This window comes from Vibrio sp. HDW18 (genome assembly GCF_011306175.1).
Taxonomy (GTDB): domain Bacteria; phylum Pseudomonadota; class Gammaproteobacteria; order Enterobacterales; family Vibrionaceae; genus Vibrio; species Vibrio chanodichtyis.
Map to the genome: position 1 here is coordinate 1,837,751 of NZ_CP049913.1, position 20,248 is coordinate 1,857,998.

A 20,248-nucleotide genomic window follows, 5' to 3' on the forward strand; every position below is an offset into this window, starting at 1 on the left:
GCCACAATTGCCATTGATTTTAAGGATGAGATCTTATGATGTCTGTGACGCGACTTAAGCCGGGTAGCCTCGTGTCAGTCTTCATGTTAACCGCCTGCGCTGTCAGCGCGAATATTACCGATTTAACCGTACAGCGAGAGCAATATGAGAAAGTGCAGCTTAGCTTGAATCATCAGGACCTCACACAATATCTGCGTATTCGCCAACACATCGATGACTATCCATTGACCCCTTATCTCGATTACCGTGCTTTTCTGATTGATATTGGCAATAAGCCACCGCTGGTGGTGCGCAATTTTATTGATAGCCACCAAGAATTCCCCTTTGCCTCACGAATTGCTGCACCGTATTTAGATGCATTGGCGCGTGATAAAAAATGGCTAACCTTACTTAAATTTCAAACCGAATTACCCAAAGGTGAGACTTATCAGTGTCACTATTACTATGCCAAGTTACAAACCGGTCTGCGTAATGAGGCGTTCGCCGGCGCGAAAAAATTGTGGATGAGTGGAGCGAGCATTGCTGATGCATGTGACCCACTGTTTGCTGAATGGCAGCGGGTGGGGGGCTTAACCGATCAGTGGCGACTCAAGCGGGCGTTATTGGCTTTTGAGGGGCGTAATCGTAACCTGATGGTCTATCTGCAAAAAAAATTGCAGGGTAAAAAGGCTCAAGCCAAAGCTCAAGCGATGCTCGAACTGTTTGATAAACCGGAGCGAGTATTGGCTTACAGCCGCAAGGCTGCGCAAGATCCGTTTAATCAACAACTGGCCGAATTGGCGCTGCAAAAGTGGGCCAGAGCTGAGCCGTTAAAGGCCCAAGCGGTGTTGAATGACGTAGCGAAAGCCCAAGCTTGGTCTCAAGCGCAAAAAAATCGAACCGCTCGCTTTATTGCGATTCGTCTGATGGATGTTCAAGAACCGGCGATCACCGAATGGCGCGATCAGGTGATTCGCGATAGTCATGAGGTGCGTTTGATTGAAGCGCGCATTCGTTTGGCGCTGCGTGAGAGTGATTGGCGTGATTTAGCCAAGTGGATTGCGCTGTTACCTGAGCAAGAGCGCAAGACATTGCGCTGGCAATATTGGCAAGCGAGAAGTGAGATTGCTCTTGGTCAGCCGCAGCAAGGTCGTGAGCGTTTACAAGCTTTGCTTGGACAGCGCCACTTTTACAGTGTTGCCGCCGCCAAATGGTTGCAGCAAGCGGTGAATTATCCGACTAGCACCTTGGTACTTGATCAATCCGCACTTAAAGCCCATCACAAGGCGTTAGCTCGGATCAACGAGCTGGTCTTGCTGAATAAAATGACTGCCGCAAACAGTGAGTGGCGCTGGTTACTGGCCCGGGTTAGCCCAAGTGAGCAAGCGATGTTAGCCGCTTATGCTGCCAGCGTTGGCTGGCACCAGATGACCATTATGGCGACGATTACTGCCAAGTTATGGGATAATAATCAGTTGCGTTTCCCTGTGATCCATCAAGATTTATTTACTCTGCATGGACAGCAAAATAGTATTGACCCTATCACTTTGATGTCATTAGCCAGACAAGAGAGTGCGATGAATCCGAATGCTCAATCCCCCGTTGGCGCACGAGGTTTGATGCAGATTATGCCAGATACGGCGCGTTATACGGCAAATAAATATCAGTTGAGTTATAGCCATCCTGATCAGCTATACCAAGTGGCTAAAAATATCGAAATTGGTAGTCGCTATCTCAGTAGCTTACTTGAGCGCTATGATCAGAATCGGATTTTAGCGTTCGCAGCCTACAATGCCGGACCGAGCCGGGTTGATAATTGGCGGCAGCGTACGCAAGGCAAGTTGGATGTGTATGGCTTTATTGAGGCGATCCCATTTGCTGAGACGCGCGGTTATGTGCAGAATATTTTAATGTTTGAAACCTATTATCGAGATTTAATGGCGGTAGAAGGCCATTTTCTTAGTGAACGGGAGTTAAATACAAAGTATTGATTCCTCTCCCTGCTGCACTACAATAAGCGGGTGTATCACTTAATGAGTACAACTATGGTAGCACAACCTTATTATACGCAGTGGCAGCAAGTTTTGGATCTGGTTCAGCAGGCGGTACAGCAAGATCAGCATGAACTGCTACTGACGTTGCTGATGACACTTGATGAACGTGAAGCGCTGGTTGCGCGAGTCAATATTGTGCATGAGTTGTTAAGTGGCGATATGTCACAGCGACAAATCAGCCAGATGCTTGGCGTGGGGATTGCGACGATTACGCGAGGCTCGAATGAGCTTAAATCTCGTAGTGAGCAAGACAAAGCCACATTGGCGCAACTGTTAACCTCGCCGGCCTCTCCAACTCGTTAAAGCTCAAAAGCGATCGGTTTACAACATGCTGAGCTGTGAATAGCTCAGCATTAATCGCAGTAACATGACTGAATAGTGGCATGAAGAATCCACATTAAGTCATGTTGATGATGCTTGAGGGTAATGGTCAGGATTGATAAATGGGATCAAGGCCAAAATCAACGCTTGGTGATACACAGAGCTGCGGGTTAGGTGATGAGCGGTCAATAAACCAATTGCGCCACCTTGCTGCTTAATGTTTTTTGTGCCAAACACTTGATCCATCACATCCCCCAACTCAGCACCTGAACCAAGCTGTTCAAGCACCAATGGTGGCAACATTAAGCAAGCACTGCGTGATTCGCCTCGTTGTTCGTCGGATTCAACAATCATCCAAGCAAAGGTTTTGTTATCTTCAATCCCCGCTTCCATACCGACGTAATAGTCTGCGCCAGGATACCGCTGTTTGGCATTTCGTACTCGGTTGAGAGCGCCTTGTTTGGTTTCGGTGTCACTCATCGGTTGAGCGGCGACGTCACTGGGTACAGATACGCCAATAAACGCATCGTCATGATCAGCAAACACGGTGTTAAATGCACTTTTCACCGCATTTATTTTGGCAGGGTTTTGCGAAGCAATAATAATTTTGCGCATAACTTTTTTTATCGTGGTTAGTGGTTATAAGGAGGTAAGCCAAGGCTTGAGTTGACTAAGGCTCATTGGACGACCCAAGTAAAAACCTTGCATATAATCACATTGGCAATCGGTTAGCCACTGATGAATTGCTTGATTCTCAATACCTTCCGCGGTGACTTTGATCGATTGTGAGTGGCAAAAGTCAATCAATGGTCGAATGACATTCTGTTTATTGCTGGCAATCAGTGTATCTAAAAATTGGCGATCAAACTTAATTTTTTGCACTGGGTACTGTACTAACTGAGTGATCGAAGTATAGCCAGAGCCAAAATCATCAATAGTTAATCCATAGCCACAGCGTGAAAGCTCATGTAAAAGGGGAGTACTTTGTGAGTCGGCCGCGAATGTTTCGGTAATTTCAAAATCAATCCATTGTGGATCGACCTTATACAAATTGGCTTGCAAGTCGATAAACTCAGCTAATTTCAGTGAATTGAGTTCAGCGGAAGAGAGATTAATCGAAATCTGTACCGGATCACTGCTTATCGCTTGCAGGCGAGCAAACTCTCTAAATGTTTGCATGATAACCCAGCGGTCTATGGTGCCAAAGAGTCCTATTTGTTCCGCAATCGGGATAAATTCATCGGGAGAGATTTCTCCGAGCGATTCAGACTGCCAACGTAGTAACACCTCAAAACCGGCTAAGCGTCCATCAGAGCAAGTAAAGTAAGGTTGGTAAACCAAATTCAGCTCTTTTTCAAATAAACCTAAGCGTAAAGCACGCTCGATATTATTACGTCGCTGTACTATTTGGTCTAAAGCTTGCGAGTAATAGGCTAGCTGATTTTTCCCGGCATTTTTGGCTTGATACATCGCAGTATCGGCATTCAGGAGTAATTTTTCGATATGAGTACCATCGTTGGGGAAAGTGGCAATCCCAATGCTGGCCGTAATCGGAAAATCACTCAGTGCGGAATGACTTTTGCTCTGAATTGGATCGAGTATCCGTTGAGCAAATAGGTTCACGCAGTCATTGAATTGCTTCGGGGCGACCAGCAAAATGGCAAATTCATCGCCGGATAAGCGAGCGGCAATACTGAAGGTATTGTGGCTGACTTCAAAGCTTTTACACAGTTGATGAACATGACTAGCAAAGCTGACTAATAGCGAATCCCCCACTTGGTGGCCATATTTGTCATTGACATATTTGAAGTTATCGAGGTCGATATACATTACCCAGATCTGCTGAGTGGCATGATAGCGGGAAAGTAGCAAATTGGCTTGCACTTGAAACTGATAGCGGTTGGCCAGTTTAGTGAGATGATCATTTTCAGCTAAGGCTTTGGTACGTTGATAGGTCGAGTTTAATTCGGTGTATATAGCGTAAAAACGTGAGGAGAGGCGGCCAATCTCATCGTGAGTTTTCAGTGGTTCAATATTCTTGCGTTGATGGTTCTCCACTTCTTGCAACTGTTTATCCAATTTAAGTATGGGGTTAATTACATGACGATAAAGTAGCATCAGTAGTAGGAGAACCGTAACCAAGGCAGAGAGACCAAAAGAGAGTAGCAGTCGAAGCTGAATTGCGCCCAGCTTGGTATTGAGTATGTGTGGGGCGGGGTTTAATGTTGCGTAAAATCCGGGTTGTAGCTCAACCGATTGGGTTAATTGAGTTCGATACGTTGGTGGGGTATGACTAAAAATAATCGGGCTTTGGCTATCAAATTCAATTTGTTGCCTCAGTTGGCTCAACTGCTCTAATACCACATACACCACCACAAAAAACACATCTTGCCGATTGTAACTGAGGGGCGTTAATAAGGTCTGTTGATCTAATAGATCATAGCGAACCAGTATATCTTCACCAGCGGAATTGAGCGTGTAACTAATGTCGGAAGTTTTTTGGGTGGTTGAAAAACGTTGTGTGACGTAGTCCTGTACCTGAGGGTCCATGGTTGTAAATGGATCGGTACTATTTTCTGCATAGTAAAGCAGTTCTTGATTACCATTTAGAATCGATAGTGCAACGAACTGTTGCTCACTCGGTTGTAAAATATCTAAGGTTTCGCGCAGATTATCCACTAACGCCAGTTCTTGATACGGATTATTTTCTAGCGAGAAATAGTGCCGCATGATGTCGCTTTTGGCTAAGGTAAAAGCGTAACTACTGACCAATGCTTGTGCTTGTTGATAATGGTTAGCTAATTTCTCAATATTCAGTTGCAGATAACTCTCGGTTCTTCTGATCAGAGCATTTTTCTGACTGGTATAAATCATATGGCTTGAAACAGCGACACTGAGCAGGATCACTGGGGTGATCAGTAATAGAACTCTATGGTTTAGTTTCATAGTGATGCGTCACACTGTTGATGATTTTGGCGCGTAGATTGAGATTTTTGGCTGACAGCTCACTGTCGATAAGCGCCACTGCGAGACGTGGCTCCGGCAGATAAATCGAACTGTCTTCACAATGCTCTGCCGGAAGCAAAGCTCGTGCTTTATAGTTTGGACTTGCGGTTTGGATATATTCAGCGTTAATTGCGGCAATATTGGGTTGCATTAGGAAATCGAGAAAAGCTTTGGCTTGGGTAACGTTGGTTGAGGTACTATTTACCGCCAGACAGTCTACCCATAGATAGGCCGGGCCTTCAGGTACCACAAATTGCCAATCTTGCTCGTTCAAGAAACGGTTGAGTGAGTAATGATCACCACTATAAGTCACCGCCATGTGCAAATTGTCCGGTCGAGGATGGCTGCGCACATAACTTAGCGCATATTCATAGGTCAGAATATTAGGCTTGGCAGCTTCGAGTAGGTGGTAGGCTTGCTTTAAAAGATCAACTGAATCCGTGAGCGGTGAGGCGTTGAGCATCGATAGTGCAGGTAATAACGTTTCGACACTGTCTTTGAGCATCCCGACGTGGCCACGATGCTCTGGTGCAATATCGATTACCTCGCTCCACTGACTGGGAGGAGTACTAAATCGGCTCTTACGATAGGCGATCCCCACTGCGCCCCAAAAATAAGGGATGGAGTGTGTACCACATGCTTGCAGCCATAGCGGATCATTATTTGCACGGTTGGGCAGCGCGGTGAGATCTTCAAAGGTATTCTGGCGTGAGAATATTGACGCTGAGACATTATCTAACATCACAATATCGAATGGCAGTTGAACACTTTTTAGCATCAGTAAGCTGCGTTGATCATCGTTATCAAAATGGTAAAGATTAATTGAAATACCAGTTTTTTGCTGCCAAGTATCGATGATACTTGGGGCAATGGTATCTTCCCATAGATAGATATTGAGTGGTGAAGCGTAGGTGTGAGCACAGACAGTGTTCAACATGATCAGCGAAAAAATGCGTTTAATCATTGGCCAATACGATCTCCATTCGTGATGGCTTTTCTTACTATCAGTAACAAAACTACATGAGCAAGAAAACAACATAAGCAAAAAACAAGAGTCAGTAAACCGCAGTAAGCAAACAGCAGCAAAAAAATGAATCACTTCGCGTTAGGCTATCAGCGACATGCTCTGTTTCGGCGAATTAACGCTATGTTTAATCGCGGAGTATTGTAATTAAATCTTATGCAACTGTCAGCTTATTTGGTCAAATTTGTCGCTTCAAATAAATTTTACTTGGATTGGCTTGATGTTTTCACTTGGGTAACAACCGAGCACTTTCAAGTGGCGAGTCAGTTGGGTGAGTTCGACTAACGCTTGCTGCATAGCTTGTGAATCAATGTGCGCGGCTAAATCGACATAGAACATCTCTTCCCAAGGATTGCCCATAATCGGCCGCGATTCGAGCTTGGTCATATTGATCGCATAACGTTGTAATACCAGAAGTGTCGCAACGAGTGACCCGGCTTCTTGTGAGGTCGACATAATTAACGTGGTTTTGGCTGGGATCTGTGGTGAGACTTCAACAGGCTTACGCGCTACCACAATAAAACGAGTATGGTTTTCAGTTTGGTTAGCAATATTGGCTTGGATCGGTTGTAAGCCGTAGAGCTTACCACTGGCTGAATTGCCAATCGCTGCCACATCGGCGCGATTAAGCTGTTGCACTTTTTTCATGGCATCGGCGGTGCTGGCGCAGCTTTCTAATTTCACTCCTTTTAAGTGACTCAGGAATTCACTGCACTGTTGGTGTGGTTGAGGGTGAGAATAGAGCACTTTCAGATCTTCTAAGCGAATCTCTTGGGTAGCGACTAAACAGTGTTCAATCAGTTGGGTTAGTTCGCCAACGATGTACAAGGTGGTGTGTTGCAGCAAATCGTACACTTCATTGATTGATCCTGAACTGGTATTTTCAATGGGTAGCACACCGTAATCGGCATGACCCGATTCCACCGTACTGGCAACTTCTTTGAAACGATCGCAATTAAGCTCAATTAATTCGGTATTTTTACGGCTGAAATATTCGCGAGTAGCAAGGTGTGAATAAGAGCCTTTGGCACCTAAAAAGGCAACTCTAGCCAGTGGCTTACGACTTTGTGGATTGGCTAAGTTTTGCAAATAGGCTTGTTGCAGCAATACTGAATCTTCAATGATAGTGTGAAAAATCTTCGTGATGTACTGCGCATCTAGCTGGTATTTGTTTTTGCCTGCGTTGATCAGCTTGACCAATAGTTGTTGTTCACGCGCTGGGTCACGTACCGGTTTGGCGGTTTCCACTTTACTTTTGGCAACCTCAATGCTCATTTGGCGGCGCTCTGACAGCAGGCTAAGCAATTGGTCGTCCAGTTCGTTAAGGCGTGAGCGAATATCATCGAGTGAGCATGGTTTGTCGGTCATAAACTTATCCTTATAAAAAAGCCCCCTAAAGAGGAGGCTTTCTGTGCGTTTTTGATTTGCCTTTAAATCACCAGCGAGTCATGTGCGCGATGGAAAAATAAATCAAAAAAGCACAGCCAATTAGCGTGAACAATGAATAGTTATCCAGTTTATTGTGCATACACAATAAGCAAGCCCCTAAAGAGCGTCAAGCGAAAAAATAGCGCCTGAAGGCGCTATCTATCGATGGTATTAACGGTTGAGCACCGTAACAGTGAATGGTTTTGGCGATCAATGGCTGGTTATTCTAGCTCTTCACTAGGTTCTGGTTTATCGGCTCGGCGAGCTTCGGGTTTGTGGCGCAGTTTATTTAATTGTCGTTCCAGTTTCTGTTCTACTTCGTTGATCGCAGCATACAAATCCTCGTGAATGGCGGAGGCAACTAACTGACCACGTGGAATGCTCACGATCGCTTCAAATTTTTTCTGTTTATTCGGCTCTTCACTAAAGCTGGCTTGACAGCCGATAATGTCGACTTGCCATTTCTCTAATTTTTTGAATTTACCCTCAATATGAGCGCGGATTGCAGAGGTGATATCGATATTTTTGCCAGTGATGTTGATTTTCATAATGCTTATTCCTCTGTGTCATCTCTTATGGGTTGCATTCAGATTAGCGTGCTGAATGGGAAATAACGTGATGGGCATCACCTTTGACGCGGCATTTTTTTTGTGTCGGGATAAACGTGATCTGTCGCAAAGCTTATGCCAGTCAGAGTCATAAAAAGCTTGTTATCTCTTACAAAAGCGCTAGATTCAGAACAAGTAGAAACTAAAAACTGCCGATTTTTTAGTGCCTTGTTGCGACTTTAAAATACCGAAAGAATAAAAAACACCACTTTGGGTTTGTGAGCATTATCACTCATTGGGTGAGTGACATGAGTGACATGAGTCGATGAGCTGGCATGGTAAAAGTATGACTAACGGAATTAGCAGGCGTGATGGCGATAATCCACTACGATAGAAAAGAGCCACTTTTGAGTGGCTCTTTTTATGTCAGTGAGAAGTTTAGCCTATAGCGGGTTTAGCTGGATCAACAGCTTAGTGCGCTCAACGGCATCCATTAAGCCGAGCTGTTGGTAGGCTTTAAGCTGAATCTCTAATCCTTTACGTGCCGCCTGAGTATCCGGATAGGTTTTCTGTAGCTCTTGGGTGCGATTGATGGCGGCAATCCAAGCTTCACGGCGCAGATAGAAATCGGCGGTGGCTAAGTCATATTCGGCTAAACGATTTTTTAGTGCGAGCATGCGCTGCTGAGCATCTTGGGCGTAAGGGCTATTGGGATAGCGCTGGAGCAGTCGTTTAAAATCATTGAAAGCGGCTTTTACTGGTTCAGGATCGCGATCATGGCGATCGATATTGAACAGATCATGCATAAAGTTGCGATCTTGCGCCATATGCGTCAAACCACGCATATAAAATACCCAATCCATCTTTTCATGGGTTGGATTGAGGCGGATAAATCGCTCAATCGTAGCTAAGCCTAATGCCAAGTCATCATTTTTGTAGTAGGCATAAATCAAATCAAGTTGCACTTGTTCAGAATACGCTCCAAACGGGTAGCGGGAATCGAGCGCTTCTAATTTCTCAATAGCGGTTAGCCAAGAGCCACTTTGCAGCGCGGTTTGAGCCTGCGAGTAAAGTTCTGATGGTGGTACATCCGGCACCACTTCTGGAGTGCTAGAGCAACCCCATAACAGGGATAACGCGAGTAGGCCTGATAAAGTTTGGTATTTCATGTCAGGGTGGAATTCCTTGCAAATGTTGCTTTTCAATAGTGCGTAAGCCGCGCGCAAATCGTTTCGTTACTTTCTTGGCAGTAACAGCTACAATGTCGGGGTATTTTTCCATACTAGTGACTATTAGTCTCACGGTTTTTTAAAAAGTTCGATATGGCTCATCAGATTGAATTAACTCAAACAGTAAAAGATAGCCAGCTTGGTCAACGTCTTGATCAAGCTGTAGCGGAATTATTTGCCGACTTTTCTCGCTCGCGTTTAAAAGAGTGGTTGCTGGAAGGCAAGATTGTCGTGAATGGTGAAGTTGTTACCAAGCCGCGCACCAAAGTAATGGGTGGCGAGGTGATTACCGTTCAGGCTGAATTAGAAGATGAACAGCGCTGGGAAGCGCAGGATTTGCCACTGAACATTGTGTATGAAGATGACGATATTATCGTGATTAACAAACCGCGTGACTTTGTGGTGCATCCTGGTGCTGGTCAAGCGGATGGCACTGTGCTTAATGCGCTGTTATTCCATTATCCGCCGATTGCAGAAGTGCCGCGGGCGGGGATTGTCCATCGTCTCGATAAAGATACGACGGGCTTAATGGTGGTTGCGAAAACCGTACCCGCACAGACCCACTTAGTGCGTGCGTTGCAAAAGCGCGATGTGACTCGTGAGTATGAAGCGATCGTGATTGGCACCATGACTGCAGGCGGCATGATTGATAAGCCGATTGGTCGTCACTCGACTAAGCGCACTCTGATGTCGGTTTCGCCAATGGGTAAGCATGCGGTCACTCACTACCGTGTCGCGGAGCATTTCCGTGAGCATACCCGTTTGCGTTTGCGTCTAGAAACTGGGCGTACACACCAAATCCGGGTGCACATGGCATATTTGCAGCATCCTCTATTAGGGGATACCGCTTATGGTGGCCGCGCGCGCATCCCGAAAGGGGCGAGTGAAGAGCTAACGACAATGATTCGTCATTTTGACCGTCAAGCGTTGCATGCGGTGATGTTGAAGTTTGAACATCCGATCACAGGAGAAGAGCTCGAATTCCATGCGCCAGTACCGGATGATATGGTGGCGATGACCCTCGCTCTGCGTGAAGACGCTCAGCTAAATCCTACGGAAGAGTACTAAGCATGATTCTCCCCAACTGGAAAGCGCCAAAGCAAGTTCGAGCATTCAGTTCGACTCGTACGGGTGGTTTTTCACAAGGTGTGTATCAGGGTTTAAATCTTGGTATGCATGTTGGGGATGATCCGAAGCTTGTACTACGTAATCGGCAATCGTTGGTGGAAACATCAGCCTTGCCCGGCTCACCGATTTGGCTAAATCAAACCCATTCTACGATGGTACTCAATGTCGATGCTCCGACCGAACAAGTGTTAAACGCCGATGGTCTGATAACTTCGACTCCGAATGTGGTGTGTTCGGCGATGACGGCAGATTGTTTACCTGTGCTGATGACCAATCAGGTAGGAACTCAAGTTGCGGCTGTCCATGCTGGCTGGCGTGGTTTAGCCAACGGGATTGTTGAACAAACCGCAGCAAAAATGAGTGGCGATGTGATGGTATGGCTTGGCCCTGCGATTGGCGCACAAGCGTTTGAAGTGGGGGACGACGTGTTTTCTGCCTTTGTCGCTCATCATTCCGATGCTGAACAGGCGTTTACTCCTCAGGCGCAGAAAGGCAAATGGCTGGCGGATATGGGGCAATTAGCCAAGCTGCGTTTGCATGAACTGGGGATTGATCAAGTGTTTGAGAGTGGCCTGTGTACTTATCAAGACTCAACAAATTTTTATTCTTATCGCCGCGATGGTGTGACCGGTCGTCAAGCGACGTTTATTTGGCTTGAAGAGTAATCTTCCGTTAAACACTGTATCTCCCACTAAACACTATATCTCCCACCTCTATTGTCTATCCCTTATCTTTTTACAACCCATTTTCTGCCACAAAGTTTGCCCCATTTCCCTTGAAAATCTAGCCGTTGATAACCATCTTAATAGATAGATTTAGTTCATCTCAGATGAGATTAGGAAGGTTGATATGCGTCTTGATAGATTTACCAGCAAATTTCAGATCGCGATTTCTGATGCCCAGTCATTAGCGCTTGGGCGTGATCATCAATATATCGAACCGGTGCACTTAATGATGGCGCTGCTTGATCAAAATGGCAGCCCGATCCGTCCACTACTTACCATGCTGAATATCGATGTGATGCAGCTACGTTCTAAGCTGGGCGAACTACTCGATCGCTTACCGAAAGTCAGTGGTATTGGTGGTGATGTGCAGCTCTCTTCTGCTTTGGGTTCGTTATTTAACCTGTGTGATAAAGTGGCACAAAAGCGTCAAGATGCTTACATCTCATCTGAAATCTATCTACTCGCAGCACTGGAAGATAAGGGGCCGCTTGGGCTTTTGTTGAAACAACTTGGTCTCACCGAGAAAAAAGTGTCTGATGCGATTGAAAAAATTCGCGGTGGACAGAAAGTCAAGGATCCGAATGCGGAAGAGTTACGCCAAGCATTGGAAAAATTCACCATCGATCTGACCGAGCGGGCAGAGCAGGGCAAACTGGATCCGGTGATTGGCCGAGATGATGAAATTCGGCGCACCATTCAAGTGTTACAACGGCGTACCAAAAATAACCCAGTGATCATTGGTGAGCCTGGGGTGGGTAAAACGGCGATTGTCGAAGGCTTAGCGCAGCGTATTATCAATAATGAAGTGCCTGAAGGGTTGCGTGGTCGGCGAGTGTTATCTTTGGATATGGGCGCGCTGGTGGCGGGGGCTAAATATCGTGGTGAATTTGAAGAGCGTTTAAAATCGGTGCTCAATGAATTGGGCAAAGAAGAAGGCAACATCATTCTGTTTATTGATGAGCTGCATACCATGGTCGGCGCGGGGAAAGGCGAAGGTTCGATGGATGCTGGCAATATGCTCAAACCAGCTTTGGCGCGTGGAGAATTACACTGTGTCGGAGCCACCACACTGGATGAGTATCGTCAATATATAGAAAAAGATCCCGCCTTAGAACGCCGCTTTCAAAAAGTACTGGTCGATGAGCCAAGTGTAGAAGATACCATCGCCATCTTACGTGGTTTAAAAGAGCGTTACGAGCTGCATCACCATGTGGAAATCACTGATCCGGCGATTGTCGCTGCGGCGAGTTTATCGCATCGTTATGTTTCGGATCGGCAATTACCCGATAAAGCGATCGATTTGATTGATGAAGCGGCATCCAGTATCCGGATGCAAATTGATTCCAAACCGGAAGCGCTGGATAAGCTGGAACGTAAAATTATTCAATTGAAGATAGAGCAACAAGCACTGTCAAATGAGCATGATGAAGCCAGTACCAAACGGTTGACACTCTTAAATGAAGAGCTGCAAGAAAAAGAGCGTGATTACGCAGAGCTTGAAGAAGTGTGGAAAGCCGAAAAAGCAGCACTTTCTGGTACCCAACATATTAAAGCTGCATTAGAGCAAGCGCGGCTAGATCTCGATGTGGCGCGTCGTGCTGGTGATTTAAGTCGCATGTCAGAATTGCAATATGGCCGTATCCCTGAGTTAGAAAAGCAGCTTGATCTTGCTGCGCAAGCTGAAATGCAGGAAATGACCCTATTGCGTAATAAAGTTACTGATGCCGAAATTGCTGAAGTGCTGTCTAAGCAGACCGGGATCCCAGTTTCAAAAATGCTGGAAGCCGAGAAAGAAAAATTACTGCGCATGGAAGATGTGTTGCATCACCGGGTGATCGGTCAGCAAGAAGCGGTTGAAGTGGTCGCCAATGCCATTCGGCGCAGTCGGGCTGGCTTGTCGGATCCGAATCGTCCCATCGGATCCTTCTTATTCCTTGGTCCAACAGGGGTTGGTAAAACCGAGCTATGTAAGACACTCGCCAATTTCCTGTTTGATAGTGAAGATGCCATGGTGCGGGTCGACATGTCGGAGTTTATGGAGAAACATTCGGTGGCTCGTTTAGTCGGTGCGCCTCCTGGTTATGTTGGCTATGAAGAAGGTGGTTACTTAACAGAAGCGGTGCGCCGTAAACCTTATTCAGTGATTTTGTTGGATGAAGTAGAAAAAGCCCACCCTGATGTGTTTAATATTTTACTGCAAGTTTTGGATGACGGACGATTGACTGATGGCCAAGGTCGCACGGTGGATTTCCGTAATACCGTGGTGATCATGACCTCTAACTTAGGATCAAGCCGTATTCAGGAGAATTTTGCTAGCTTGGATTACCAAGGTATCAAACAGCAAGTCATGGATGTGGTCACTAAACACTTTCGTCCAGAGTTTTTGAACCGAGTCGACGAAAGTGTGGTATTCCATCCGTTAGGTCAGCAGCATATTAAGTTGATCGCCTCGATTCAACTAGGCCGCTTGCGTCAACGTTTGGCGGAGCGTGATTACCCACTAGAGGTGGATGATCAAGCGCTTGAGCTGATTGCTCATGTCGGTTTCGACCCTGTATATGGTGCACGCCCACTGAAAAGGGCGATCCAGCAAAATGTGGAGAATCCTCTGGCGAAATCGATTTTGGCCGGAAAATTTTTACCAGGCTCACCAATTAAATTGTCGGTAAAAGACGGTAATATTTTTGCAACGCAGTAGTTGAATTAAAAATGAGCTAGCAAAACAAGCACCAGAGAGCCATGTTTAGTGGTTCTTTGGTCTGTTTCACCGTTCATAATGGGGAGTATTGGTGTTTTTTTGCTGGTTATTTGTCCGCTTGAGTTTTAAGTGTAGAAAAAAGTGCATTTAGGGTCTTGCCAGAAACAAAATCATCCCTATAATGCGCCCTCACTGACACGGCAGGCGCCGCAAGGCTTTCGGGCCAGTCAGCTAGGCAAATGCTTCGATGCAAAAAGATGAAAAAAAGTGTTTGACACTGAAAATTATCTCGCTAAAATGCACAGCCTCTTCGGTAAGAAAGTCGAAGCAAAATGCTCTTTAACAATATAAACCAATCAATCTGTGTGGGCACTCGTTGATGATGATCTCAAAAAGATTAATCAATGAACTGAGTGACCAAATCAAGTTGGTCAGCAGCCTTGAGCTGTTTTGTTTCACTTTTTTAAAAGTGAAAGCCAACAAGAGCACAGTCAATTCATTATCGTTCTGTTGGAACGATAATAGCTTTGAATTACTAAGGTAATTTAAAGTCAGTATTCATTGAGCCGAAGCGAAAGCTTCAAAAAACTTTTAATTGAAGAGTTTGATCATGGCTCAGATTGAACGCTGGCGGCAGGCCTAACACATGCAAGTCGAGCGGCAGCACAGAGGAACTTGTTCCTTGGGTGGCGAGCGGCGGACGGGTGAGTAATGCCTGGGAAATTGCCCTGATGTGGGGGATAACCATTGGAAACGATGGCTAATACCGCATGATGTTGTTTTCTATAAACGAAGATAACCAAAGAGGGGGACCGTAAGGCCTCTCGCGTCAGGATATGCCCAGGTGGGATTAGCTAGTTGGTGAGGTAATGGCTCACCAAGGCGACGATCCCTAGCTGGTCTGAGAGGATGATCAGCCACACTGGAACTGAGACACGGTCCAGACTCCTACGGGAGGCAGCAGTGGGGAATATTGCACAATGGGCGCAAGCCTGATGCAGCCATGCCGCGTGTATGAAGAAGGCCTTCGGGTTGTAAAGTACTTTCAGTCGTGAGGAAGGTTGTAGCGTTAATAGCGTTATGATTTGACGTTAGCGACAGAAGAAGCACCGGCTAACTCCGTGCCAGCAGCCGCGGTAATACGGAGGGTGCGAGCGTTAATCGGAATTACTGGGCGTAAAGCGCATGCAGGTGGTTTGTTAAGTCAGATGTGAAAGCCCTGGGCTCAACCTAGGAGTTGCATTTGAAACTGACAAGCTAGAGTACTGTAGAGGGGGGTAGAATTTCAGGTGTAGCGGTGAAATGCGTAGAGATCTGAAGGAATACCGGTGGCGAAGGCGGCCCCCTGGACAGATACTGACACTCAGATGCGAAAGCGTGGGGAGCAAACAGGATTAGATACCCTGGTAGTCCACGCCGTAAACGATGTCTACTTGGAGGTTGTGGCCTTGAGCCGTGGCTTTCGGAGCTAACGCGTTAAGTAGACCGCCTGGGGAGTACGGTCGCAAGATTAAAACTCAAATGAATTGACGGGGGCCCGCACAAGCGGTGGAGCATGTGGTTTAATTCGATGCAACGCGAAGAACCTTACCTACTCTTGACATCCAGAGAATCTAGCGGAGACGCTGGAGTGCCTTCGGGAACTCTGAGACAGGTGCTGCATGGCTGTCGTCAGCTCGTGTTGTGAAATGTTGGGTTAAGTCCCGCAACGAGCGCAACCCTTATCCTTGTTTGCCAGCACGTAATGGTGGGAACTCCAGGGAGACTGCCGGTGATAAACCGGAGGAAGGTGGGGACGACGTCAAGTCATCATGGCCCTTACGAGTAGGGCTACACACGTGCTACAATGGCGTATACAGAGGGCAGCGATACCGCGAGGTGGAGCGAATCTCAGAAAGTACGTCGTAGTCCGGATTGGAGTCTGCAACTCGACTCCATGAAGTCGGAATCGCTAGTAATCGCAAATCAGAATGTTGCGGTGAATACGTTCCCGGGCCTTGTACACACCGCCCGTCACACCATGGGAGTGGGCTGCAAAAGAAGCAGGTAGTTTAACCTTCGGGAGGACGCTTGCCACTTTGTGGTTCATGACTGGGGTGAAGTCGTAACAAGGTAGCGCTAGGGGAACCTGGCGCTGGATCACCTCCTTACACGATGATTATCGTGATGAGTGTCCACACAGATTGATATGGTTTAGATTAGAGAAGCAAACATAGTGTCCCGTTCGTCTAGAGGCCTAGGACACCGCCCTTTCACGGCGGTAACAGGGGTTCGACTCCCCTACGGGATACCACTTCCTTGTGAAGTAAAGGGGTCGTTAGCTCAGTCGGTAGAGCAGTTGACTTTTAATCAATTGGTCGCAGGTTCGAATCCTGCACGACCCACCAAACTCTTCCGCCACGGGAAGTAAAATACGTGGGCGATTAGCTCAGTTGGGAGAGCACCTGCCTTACAAGCAGGGGGTCACTGGTTCGAACCCGGTATCGCCCACCATATTATGGGGTTATAGCTCAGCTGGGAGAGCGCCTGCCTTGCACGCAGGAGGTCTGCGGTTCGATCCCGCATAACTCCACCATCTTTAAGCATTTTCGCTGAGAGTGTTTAAAAATGGTTCTTGATGAATCTTGCTCTTTAACAATTTGGAAAGCTGACAAAACAACAAATTCGTTTGTTGTTTGTAAAGTTCTCAATGTTTATCGAAAGATAAACACCAACAACACATTCAAGTGTGCTTGGTATCGAATAAGGCTAAGGTCTTGTTCAAAATTTGAGTCCGGCAAAATCTGTCTCGCACTCATGTAAATAAACGCGAGACAACTTAGGTTGTTTAAACAACAACCCGAAACTCCTTCGGGTTGTATGGTTAAGTGACTAAGCGTACACGGTGGATGCCTGGGCAGTCAGAGGCGATGAAGGACGTACTAACTTGCGATAAGCGCAGATGAGGCAGTAAGAGCCGTTTGAGTCTGCGATTTCCGAATGGGGAAACCCAGCTGCATAAGCAGTTATCACTAGATGAATTCATAGTTTAGTGAGGCAAACCGGGGGAACTGAAACATCTAAGTACCCCGAGGAGAAGAAATCAACCGAGATTCCGGTAGTAGCGGCGAGCGAACCTGGATTAGCCCTTAAGCACTCGTTGAAGTAGGTGAACAAGCTGGAAAGCTTGGCGAAACAGGGTGATAGCCCCGTAACCGACGCTTCATCGAGCGTGAAATCGAGTAGGGCGGGACACGTGATATCCTGTCTGAATATGGGGGGACCATCCTCCAAGGCTAAATACTCCTGACTGACCGATAGTGAACCAGTACCGTGAGGGAAAGGCGAAAAGAACCCCTGTGAGGGGAGTGAAATAGAACCTGAAACCGTGTACGTACAAGCAGTAGGAGCACCTTCGTGGTGTGACTGCGTACCTTTTGTATAATGGGTCAGCGACTTATATTCAGTGGCAAGGTTAACCGTATAGGGGAGCCGTAGCGAAAGCGAGTCTTAACTGGGCGTTCAGTCTCTGGATATAGACCCGAAACCGGGTGATCTAGCCATGGGCAGGTTGAAGGTTGAGTAACATCAACTGGAGGACCGAACCGACTAATGTTGAAAAATTAGCGGATGACTTGTGGCTAGGGGTGAAAGGCCAATCAAACTCGGAGATAGCTGGTTCTCCCCGAAAGCTATTTAGGTAGCGCCTCGGACGAATACTACTGGGGGTAGAGCACTGTTAAGGCTAGGGGGTCATCCCGACTTACCAACCCTTTGCAAACTCCGAATACCAGTAAGTACTATCCGGGAGACACACGGCGGGTGCTAACGTCCGTCGTGGAGAGGGAAACAACCCAGACCGCCAGCTAAGGTCCCAAAGTATTGCTAAGTGGGAAACGATGTGGGAAGGCTCAGACAGCTAGGATGTTGGCTTAGAAGCAGCCATCATTTAAAGAAAGCGTAATAGCTCACTAGTCGAGTCGGCCTGCGCGGAAGATGTAACGGGGCTAAGCAATACACCGAAGCTGCGGCAATATCTTTTAGATATTGGGTAGGGGAGCGTTCTGTAAGCCGTTGAAGGTGAACTGTAAGGTTTGCTGGAGGTATCAGAAGTGCGAATGCTGACATGAGTAACGACAAAGGGGGTGAAAAACCTCCTCGCCGGAAGACCAAGGGTTCCTGTCCAACGTTAATCGGGGCAGGGTGAGTCGACCCCTAAGGTGAGGCCGAAAGGCGTAATCGATGGGAAACGGGTTAATATTCCCGTACTTTTGACTATTGCGATGGGGGGACGGAGAAGGCTAGGTGGGCCAGGCGACGGTTGTCCTGGTTCAAGTGCGTAGGCTTAAGAGTTAGGCAAATCCGGCTCTTTGTAAGGCTGAGACACGACGTCGAGCTGCTACGGCAGTGAAGTCATTGATGCCCTGCTTCCAGGAAAAGCCTCTAAGCTTCAGATAGTCAGAAATCGTACCCCAAACCGACACAGGTGGTCGGGTAGAGAATACCAAGGCGCTTGAGAGAACTCGGGTGAAGGAACTAGGCAAAATGGTACCGTAACTTCGGGAGAAGGTACGCTCTTGATGGTGAAGTCCCTAGCGGATGGAGCTGACGAGAGTCGCAGATACCAGGTGGCTGCAACTGTTTATTAAAAACACAGCACTGTGCAAAATCGCAAGATGACGTATACGGTGTGACGCCTGCCCGGTGCCGGAAGGTTAATTGATGGGGTTAGCGCAAGCGAAGCTCTTGATCGAAGCCCCGGTAAACGGCGGCCGTAACTATAACGGTCCTAAGGTAGCGAAATTCCTTGTCGGGTAAGTTCCGACCTGCACGAATGGCGTAATGATGGCCACGCTGTCTCCACCCGAGACTCAGTGAAATTGAAATCGCTGTGAAGATGCAGTGTACCCGCGGCTAGACGGAAAGACCCCGTGAACCTTTACTACAGCTTGGCACTGAACATTGAACCTACATGTGTAGGATAGGTGGGAGGCTATGAATCGATGACGCTAGTTGTCGTGGAGCCGTCCTTGAAATACCACCCTTGTATGTTTGATGTTCTAACTTAGGCCCCTTATCGGGGTTGAGGACAGTGCCTGGTGGGTAGTTTGACTGGGGCGGTCTCCTCCCAAAGAGTAACGGAGGAGCACGAAGGTGGGCTAATCACGGTTGGACATCGTGAGGTTAGTGCAATGGCATAAGCCCGCTTAACTGCGAGAATGACGGTTCGAGCAGGTGCGAAAGCAGGTCATAGTGATCCGGTGGTTCTGAATGGAAGGGCCATCGCTCAACGGATAAAAGGTACTCCGGGGATAACAGGCTGATACCGCCCAAGAGTTCATATCGACGGCGGTGTTTGGCACCTCGATGTCGGCTCATCACATCCTGGGGCTGAAGTCGGTCCCAAGGGTATGGCTGTTCGCCATTTAAAGTGGTACGCGAGCTGGGTTTAGAACGTCGTGAGACAGTTCGGTCCCTATCTGCCGTGGGCGTTGGAAGATTGAAGGGGGCTGCTCCTAGTACGAGAGGACCGGAGTGGACGAACCTCTGGTGTTCGGGTTGTGTCGCCAGACGCATTGCCCGGTAGCTAAGTTCGGAATTGATAACCGCTGAAAGCATCTAAGCGGGAAGCGAGCCCTGAGATGAGTCTTCCCTGACAGTTTAACTGTCCTAAAGGGTTGTTCGAGACTAGAACGTTGATAGGCAGGGTGTGTAAGCGTTGTGAGGCGTTGAGCTAACCTGTACTAATTGCCCGTGAGGCTTAACCATACAACACCCAAGGGGTTTTGTAGTGGACTCAAAGCTAAGCGCATAAGAATGTGTTGAGAGAACGAAGACAGCTTTCCAGATTATTCTCTAGAAATAGAGAGAAAGAATTTGCTTGGCGACCATAGCGTTTTGGACCCACCTGACTCCATTCCGAACTCAGAAGTGAAACGAAACAGCGTCGATGGTAGTGTGGGGTTTCCCCATGTGAGAGTAGAACATCGCCAGGCTTTTAATTTAGCACCAAGCGCTAACCAGACAGCGGAGCGGTAGTTCAGTTGGTTAGAATACCGGCCTGTCACGCCGGGGGTCGCGGGTTCGAGTCCCGTCCGCTCCGCCACTTATTATGAAACCCAGTCTTCG

At 47.2% G+C, this 20,248-nt stretch carries 10 protein-coding genes, 5 tRNA genes, 3 rRNA genes, 1 pseudogene and 1 other annotated feature; of the genes and pseudogenes, 13 read left to right on the forward strand and 6 right to left on the reverse strand.

All coding sequences use genetic code 11. The features are described 5' to 3' along the window. The first annotated feature begins 35 nt into the window (after nucleotides 1-35). Both sltY and trpR read left to right on the forward strand, forming a co-directional pair. Complete coding sequence (gene sltY / locus G7083_RS08875; RefSeq protein ID WP_166014448.1) at nucleotides 36-1,970, forward strand: murein transglycosylase; 1,935 nt, start codon at nucleotides 36-38, stop codon at nucleotides 1,968-1,970. Nucleotides 1,971-2,024: 54 nt separating this feature from the next. After that, a complete protein-coding gene (gene trpR / locus G7083_RS08880) occupies nucleotides 2,025-2,336 on the forward strand; it encodes a trp operon repressor (RefSeq protein ID WP_166014449.1) in 312 nt (103 codons plus the stop codon). 99 nt (nucleotides 2,337-2,435) lie between these two features. Here the strand turns inward: trpR and yjjX are convergent, their stop codons facing one another. From yjjX to G7083_RS08910, 6 genes and pseudogenes are all read right to left on the reverse strand, one after another. Next, nucleotides 2,436-2,930, reverse strand: a complete 495-nt coding sequence (yjjX, locus tag G7083_RS08885; protein WP_240911937.1) for an inosine/xanthosine triphosphatase — start codon at nucleotides 2,928-2,930, stop codon at nucleotides 2,436-2,438. Continuing rightward, nucleotides 2,905-5,300: pseudogene (locus G7083_RS08890) on the reverse strand (GGDEF and EAL domain-containing protein). The gene yjjX and the pseudogene G7083_RS08890 overlap by 26 nt, the downstream one beginning before the upstream one ends. Then, nucleotides 5,284-6,324: a spermidine/putrescine ABC transporter substrate-binding protein gene (locus G7083_RS08895; protein ID WP_166014452.1), complete on the reverse strand. Its 1,041-nt coding sequence runs from the start codon at nucleotides 6,322-6,324 to the stop codon at nucleotides 5,284-5,286. The pseudogene G7083_RS08890 and the gene G7083_RS08895 overlap by 17 nt, the downstream one beginning before the upstream one ends. Nucleotides 6,325-6,576: 252 nt before the next feature. Then, nucleotides 6,577-7,752 carry a prephenate dehydratase gene (gene pheA, locus G7083_RS08900; RefSeq protein ID WP_166014453.1) on the reverse strand — a complete coding sequence of 392 codons (1,176 nt, stop codon included), beginning with the start codon at nucleotides 7,750-7,752 and terminating at the stop codon, nucleotides 6,577-6,579. A gap of 11 nt (nucleotides 7,753-7,763) precedes the next feature. Then, nucleotides 7,764-7,880 (reverse strand) — a sequence feature (Phe leader region). A 153-nt stretch (nucleotides 7,881-8,033) separates the two neighbouring features. Next, the gene (gene raiA, locus G7083_RS08905) at nucleotides 8,034-8,360 is read right to left on the reverse strand and encodes a ribosome-associated translation inhibitor RaiA (RefSeq protein WP_166014454.1); all 327 of its coding nucleotides are present in this window, start codon (nucleotides 8,358-8,360) and stop codon (nucleotides 8,034-8,036) included. A 443-nt stretch (nucleotides 8,361-8,803) separates the two neighbouring features. Continuing rightward, a complete protein-coding gene (locus G7083_RS08910; protein ID WP_166014455.1) occupies nucleotides 8,804-9,529 on the reverse strand; it encodes an outer membrane protein assembly factor BamD in 726 nt (241 codons plus the stop codon). 153 nt (nucleotides 9,530-9,682) lie between these two features. Here G7083_RS08910 and rluD point away from each other — a divergent pair, with 153 nt between their 5' ends. From rluD to G7083_RS08965, 11 genes are all read left to right on the forward strand, one after another. Next, complete coding sequence (gene rluD / locus G7083_RS08915; protein ID WP_166014456.1) at nucleotides 9,683-10,657, forward strand: 23S rRNA pseudouridine(1911/1915/1917) synthase RluD; 975 nt, start codon at nucleotides 9,683-9,685, stop codon at nucleotides 10,655-10,657. Nucleotides 10,658-10,659: 2 nt separating this feature from the next. Beyond that, nucleotides 10,660-11,382 (forward strand): peptidoglycan editing factor PgeF, encoded by a 723-nt coding sequence (gene pgeF, locus G7083_RS08920; RefSeq protein WP_166014457.1) that lies wholly within the window; start codon nucleotides 10,660-10,662, stop codon nucleotides 11,380-11,382. Nucleotides 11,383-11,566: 184 nt separating this feature from the next. Continuing rightward, complete coding sequence (gene clpB, locus G7083_RS08925) at nucleotides 11,567-14,140, forward strand: ATP-dependent chaperone ClpB (protein WP_166014458.1); 2,574 nt, start codon at nucleotides 11,567-11,569, stop codon at nucleotides 14,138-14,140. Between the two features lie 592 nt (nucleotides 14,141-14,732). Next, nucleotides 14,733-16,290 (forward strand): 16S ribosomal RNA (locus G7083_RS08930). Between the two features lie 67 nt (nucleotides 16,291-16,357). Continuing rightward, nucleotides 16,358-16,433: transfer RNA gene (locus G7083_RS08935), tRNA-Glu, on the forward strand. A gap of 18 nt (nucleotides 16,434-16,451) precedes the next feature. Next, a tRNA-Lys gene (locus G7083_RS08940) sits at nucleotides 16,452-16,527 on the forward strand. 30 nt (nucleotides 16,528-16,557) lie between these two features. Next, nucleotides 16,558-16,633: transfer RNA gene (locus tag G7083_RS08945), tRNA-Val, on the forward strand. Nucleotides 16,634-16,639: 6 nt separating this feature from the next. Next, nucleotides 16,640-16,715: transfer RNA gene (locus tag G7083_RS08950), tRNA-Ala, on the forward strand. A gap of 286 nt (nucleotides 16,716-17,001) precedes the next feature. Continuing rightward, nucleotides 17,002-19,888, forward strand: a 23S ribosomal RNA gene (locus G7083_RS08955). Nucleotides 19,889-19,999: 111 nt separating this feature from the next. After that, nucleotides 20,000-20,115: ribosomal RNA gene (rrf, locus tag G7083_RS08960) — 5S ribosomal RNA — on the forward strand. The 16S, 23S and 5S rRNA genes sit together here with 5 tRNA genes alongside, the layout of an rRNA operon. Before the next feature lie 33 nt (nucleotides 20,116-20,148). After that, nucleotides 20,149-20,225: transfer RNA gene (locus tag G7083_RS08965), tRNA-Asp, on the forward strand. Nucleotides 20,226-20,248 lie beyond the last annotated feature (23 nt).

What these genes read in the sequence shown, in the direction of transcription:
- G7083_RS08910 (WP_166014455.1), bottom strand. Translation starts at nt 9,529, where the DNA reads ATGAAATACCAAACTTTATCAGGCCTACTCGCGTTATCCCTGTTATGG.
- pgeF (WP_166014457.1), top strand. Translation starts at nt 10,660, where the DNA reads ATGATTCTCCCCAACTGGAAAGCGCCAAAGCAAGTTCGAGCATTCAGT.
- raiA (WP_166014454.1), bottom strand. Translation starts at nt 8,360, where the DNA reads ATGAAAATCAACATCACTGGCAAAAATATCGATATCACCTCTGCAATC.
- sltY (WP_166014448.1), top strand. Translation starts at nt 36, where the DNA reads ATGATGTCTGTGACGCGACTTAAGCCGGGTAGCCTCGTGTCAGTCTTC.
- trpR (WP_166014449.1), top strand. Translation starts at nt 2,025, where the DNA reads ATGGTAGCACAACCTTATTATACGCAGTGGCAGCAAGTTTTGGATCTG.
- G7083_RS08895 (WP_166014452.1), bottom strand. Translation starts at nt 6,324, where the DNA reads ATGATTAAACGCATTTTTTCGCTGATCATGTTGAACACTGTCTGTGCT.
- pheA (WP_166014453.1), bottom strand. Translation starts at nt 7,752, where the DNA reads ATGACCGACAAACCATGCTCACTCGATGATATTCGCTCACGCCTTAAC.
- rluD (WP_166014456.1), top strand. Translation starts at nt 9,683, where the DNA reads ATGGCTCATCAGATTGAATTAACTCAAACAGTAAAAGATAGCCAGCTT.
- clpB (WP_166014458.1), top strand. Translation starts at nt 11,567, where the DNA reads ATGCGTCTTGATAGATTTACCAGCAAATTTCAGATCGCGATTTCTGAT.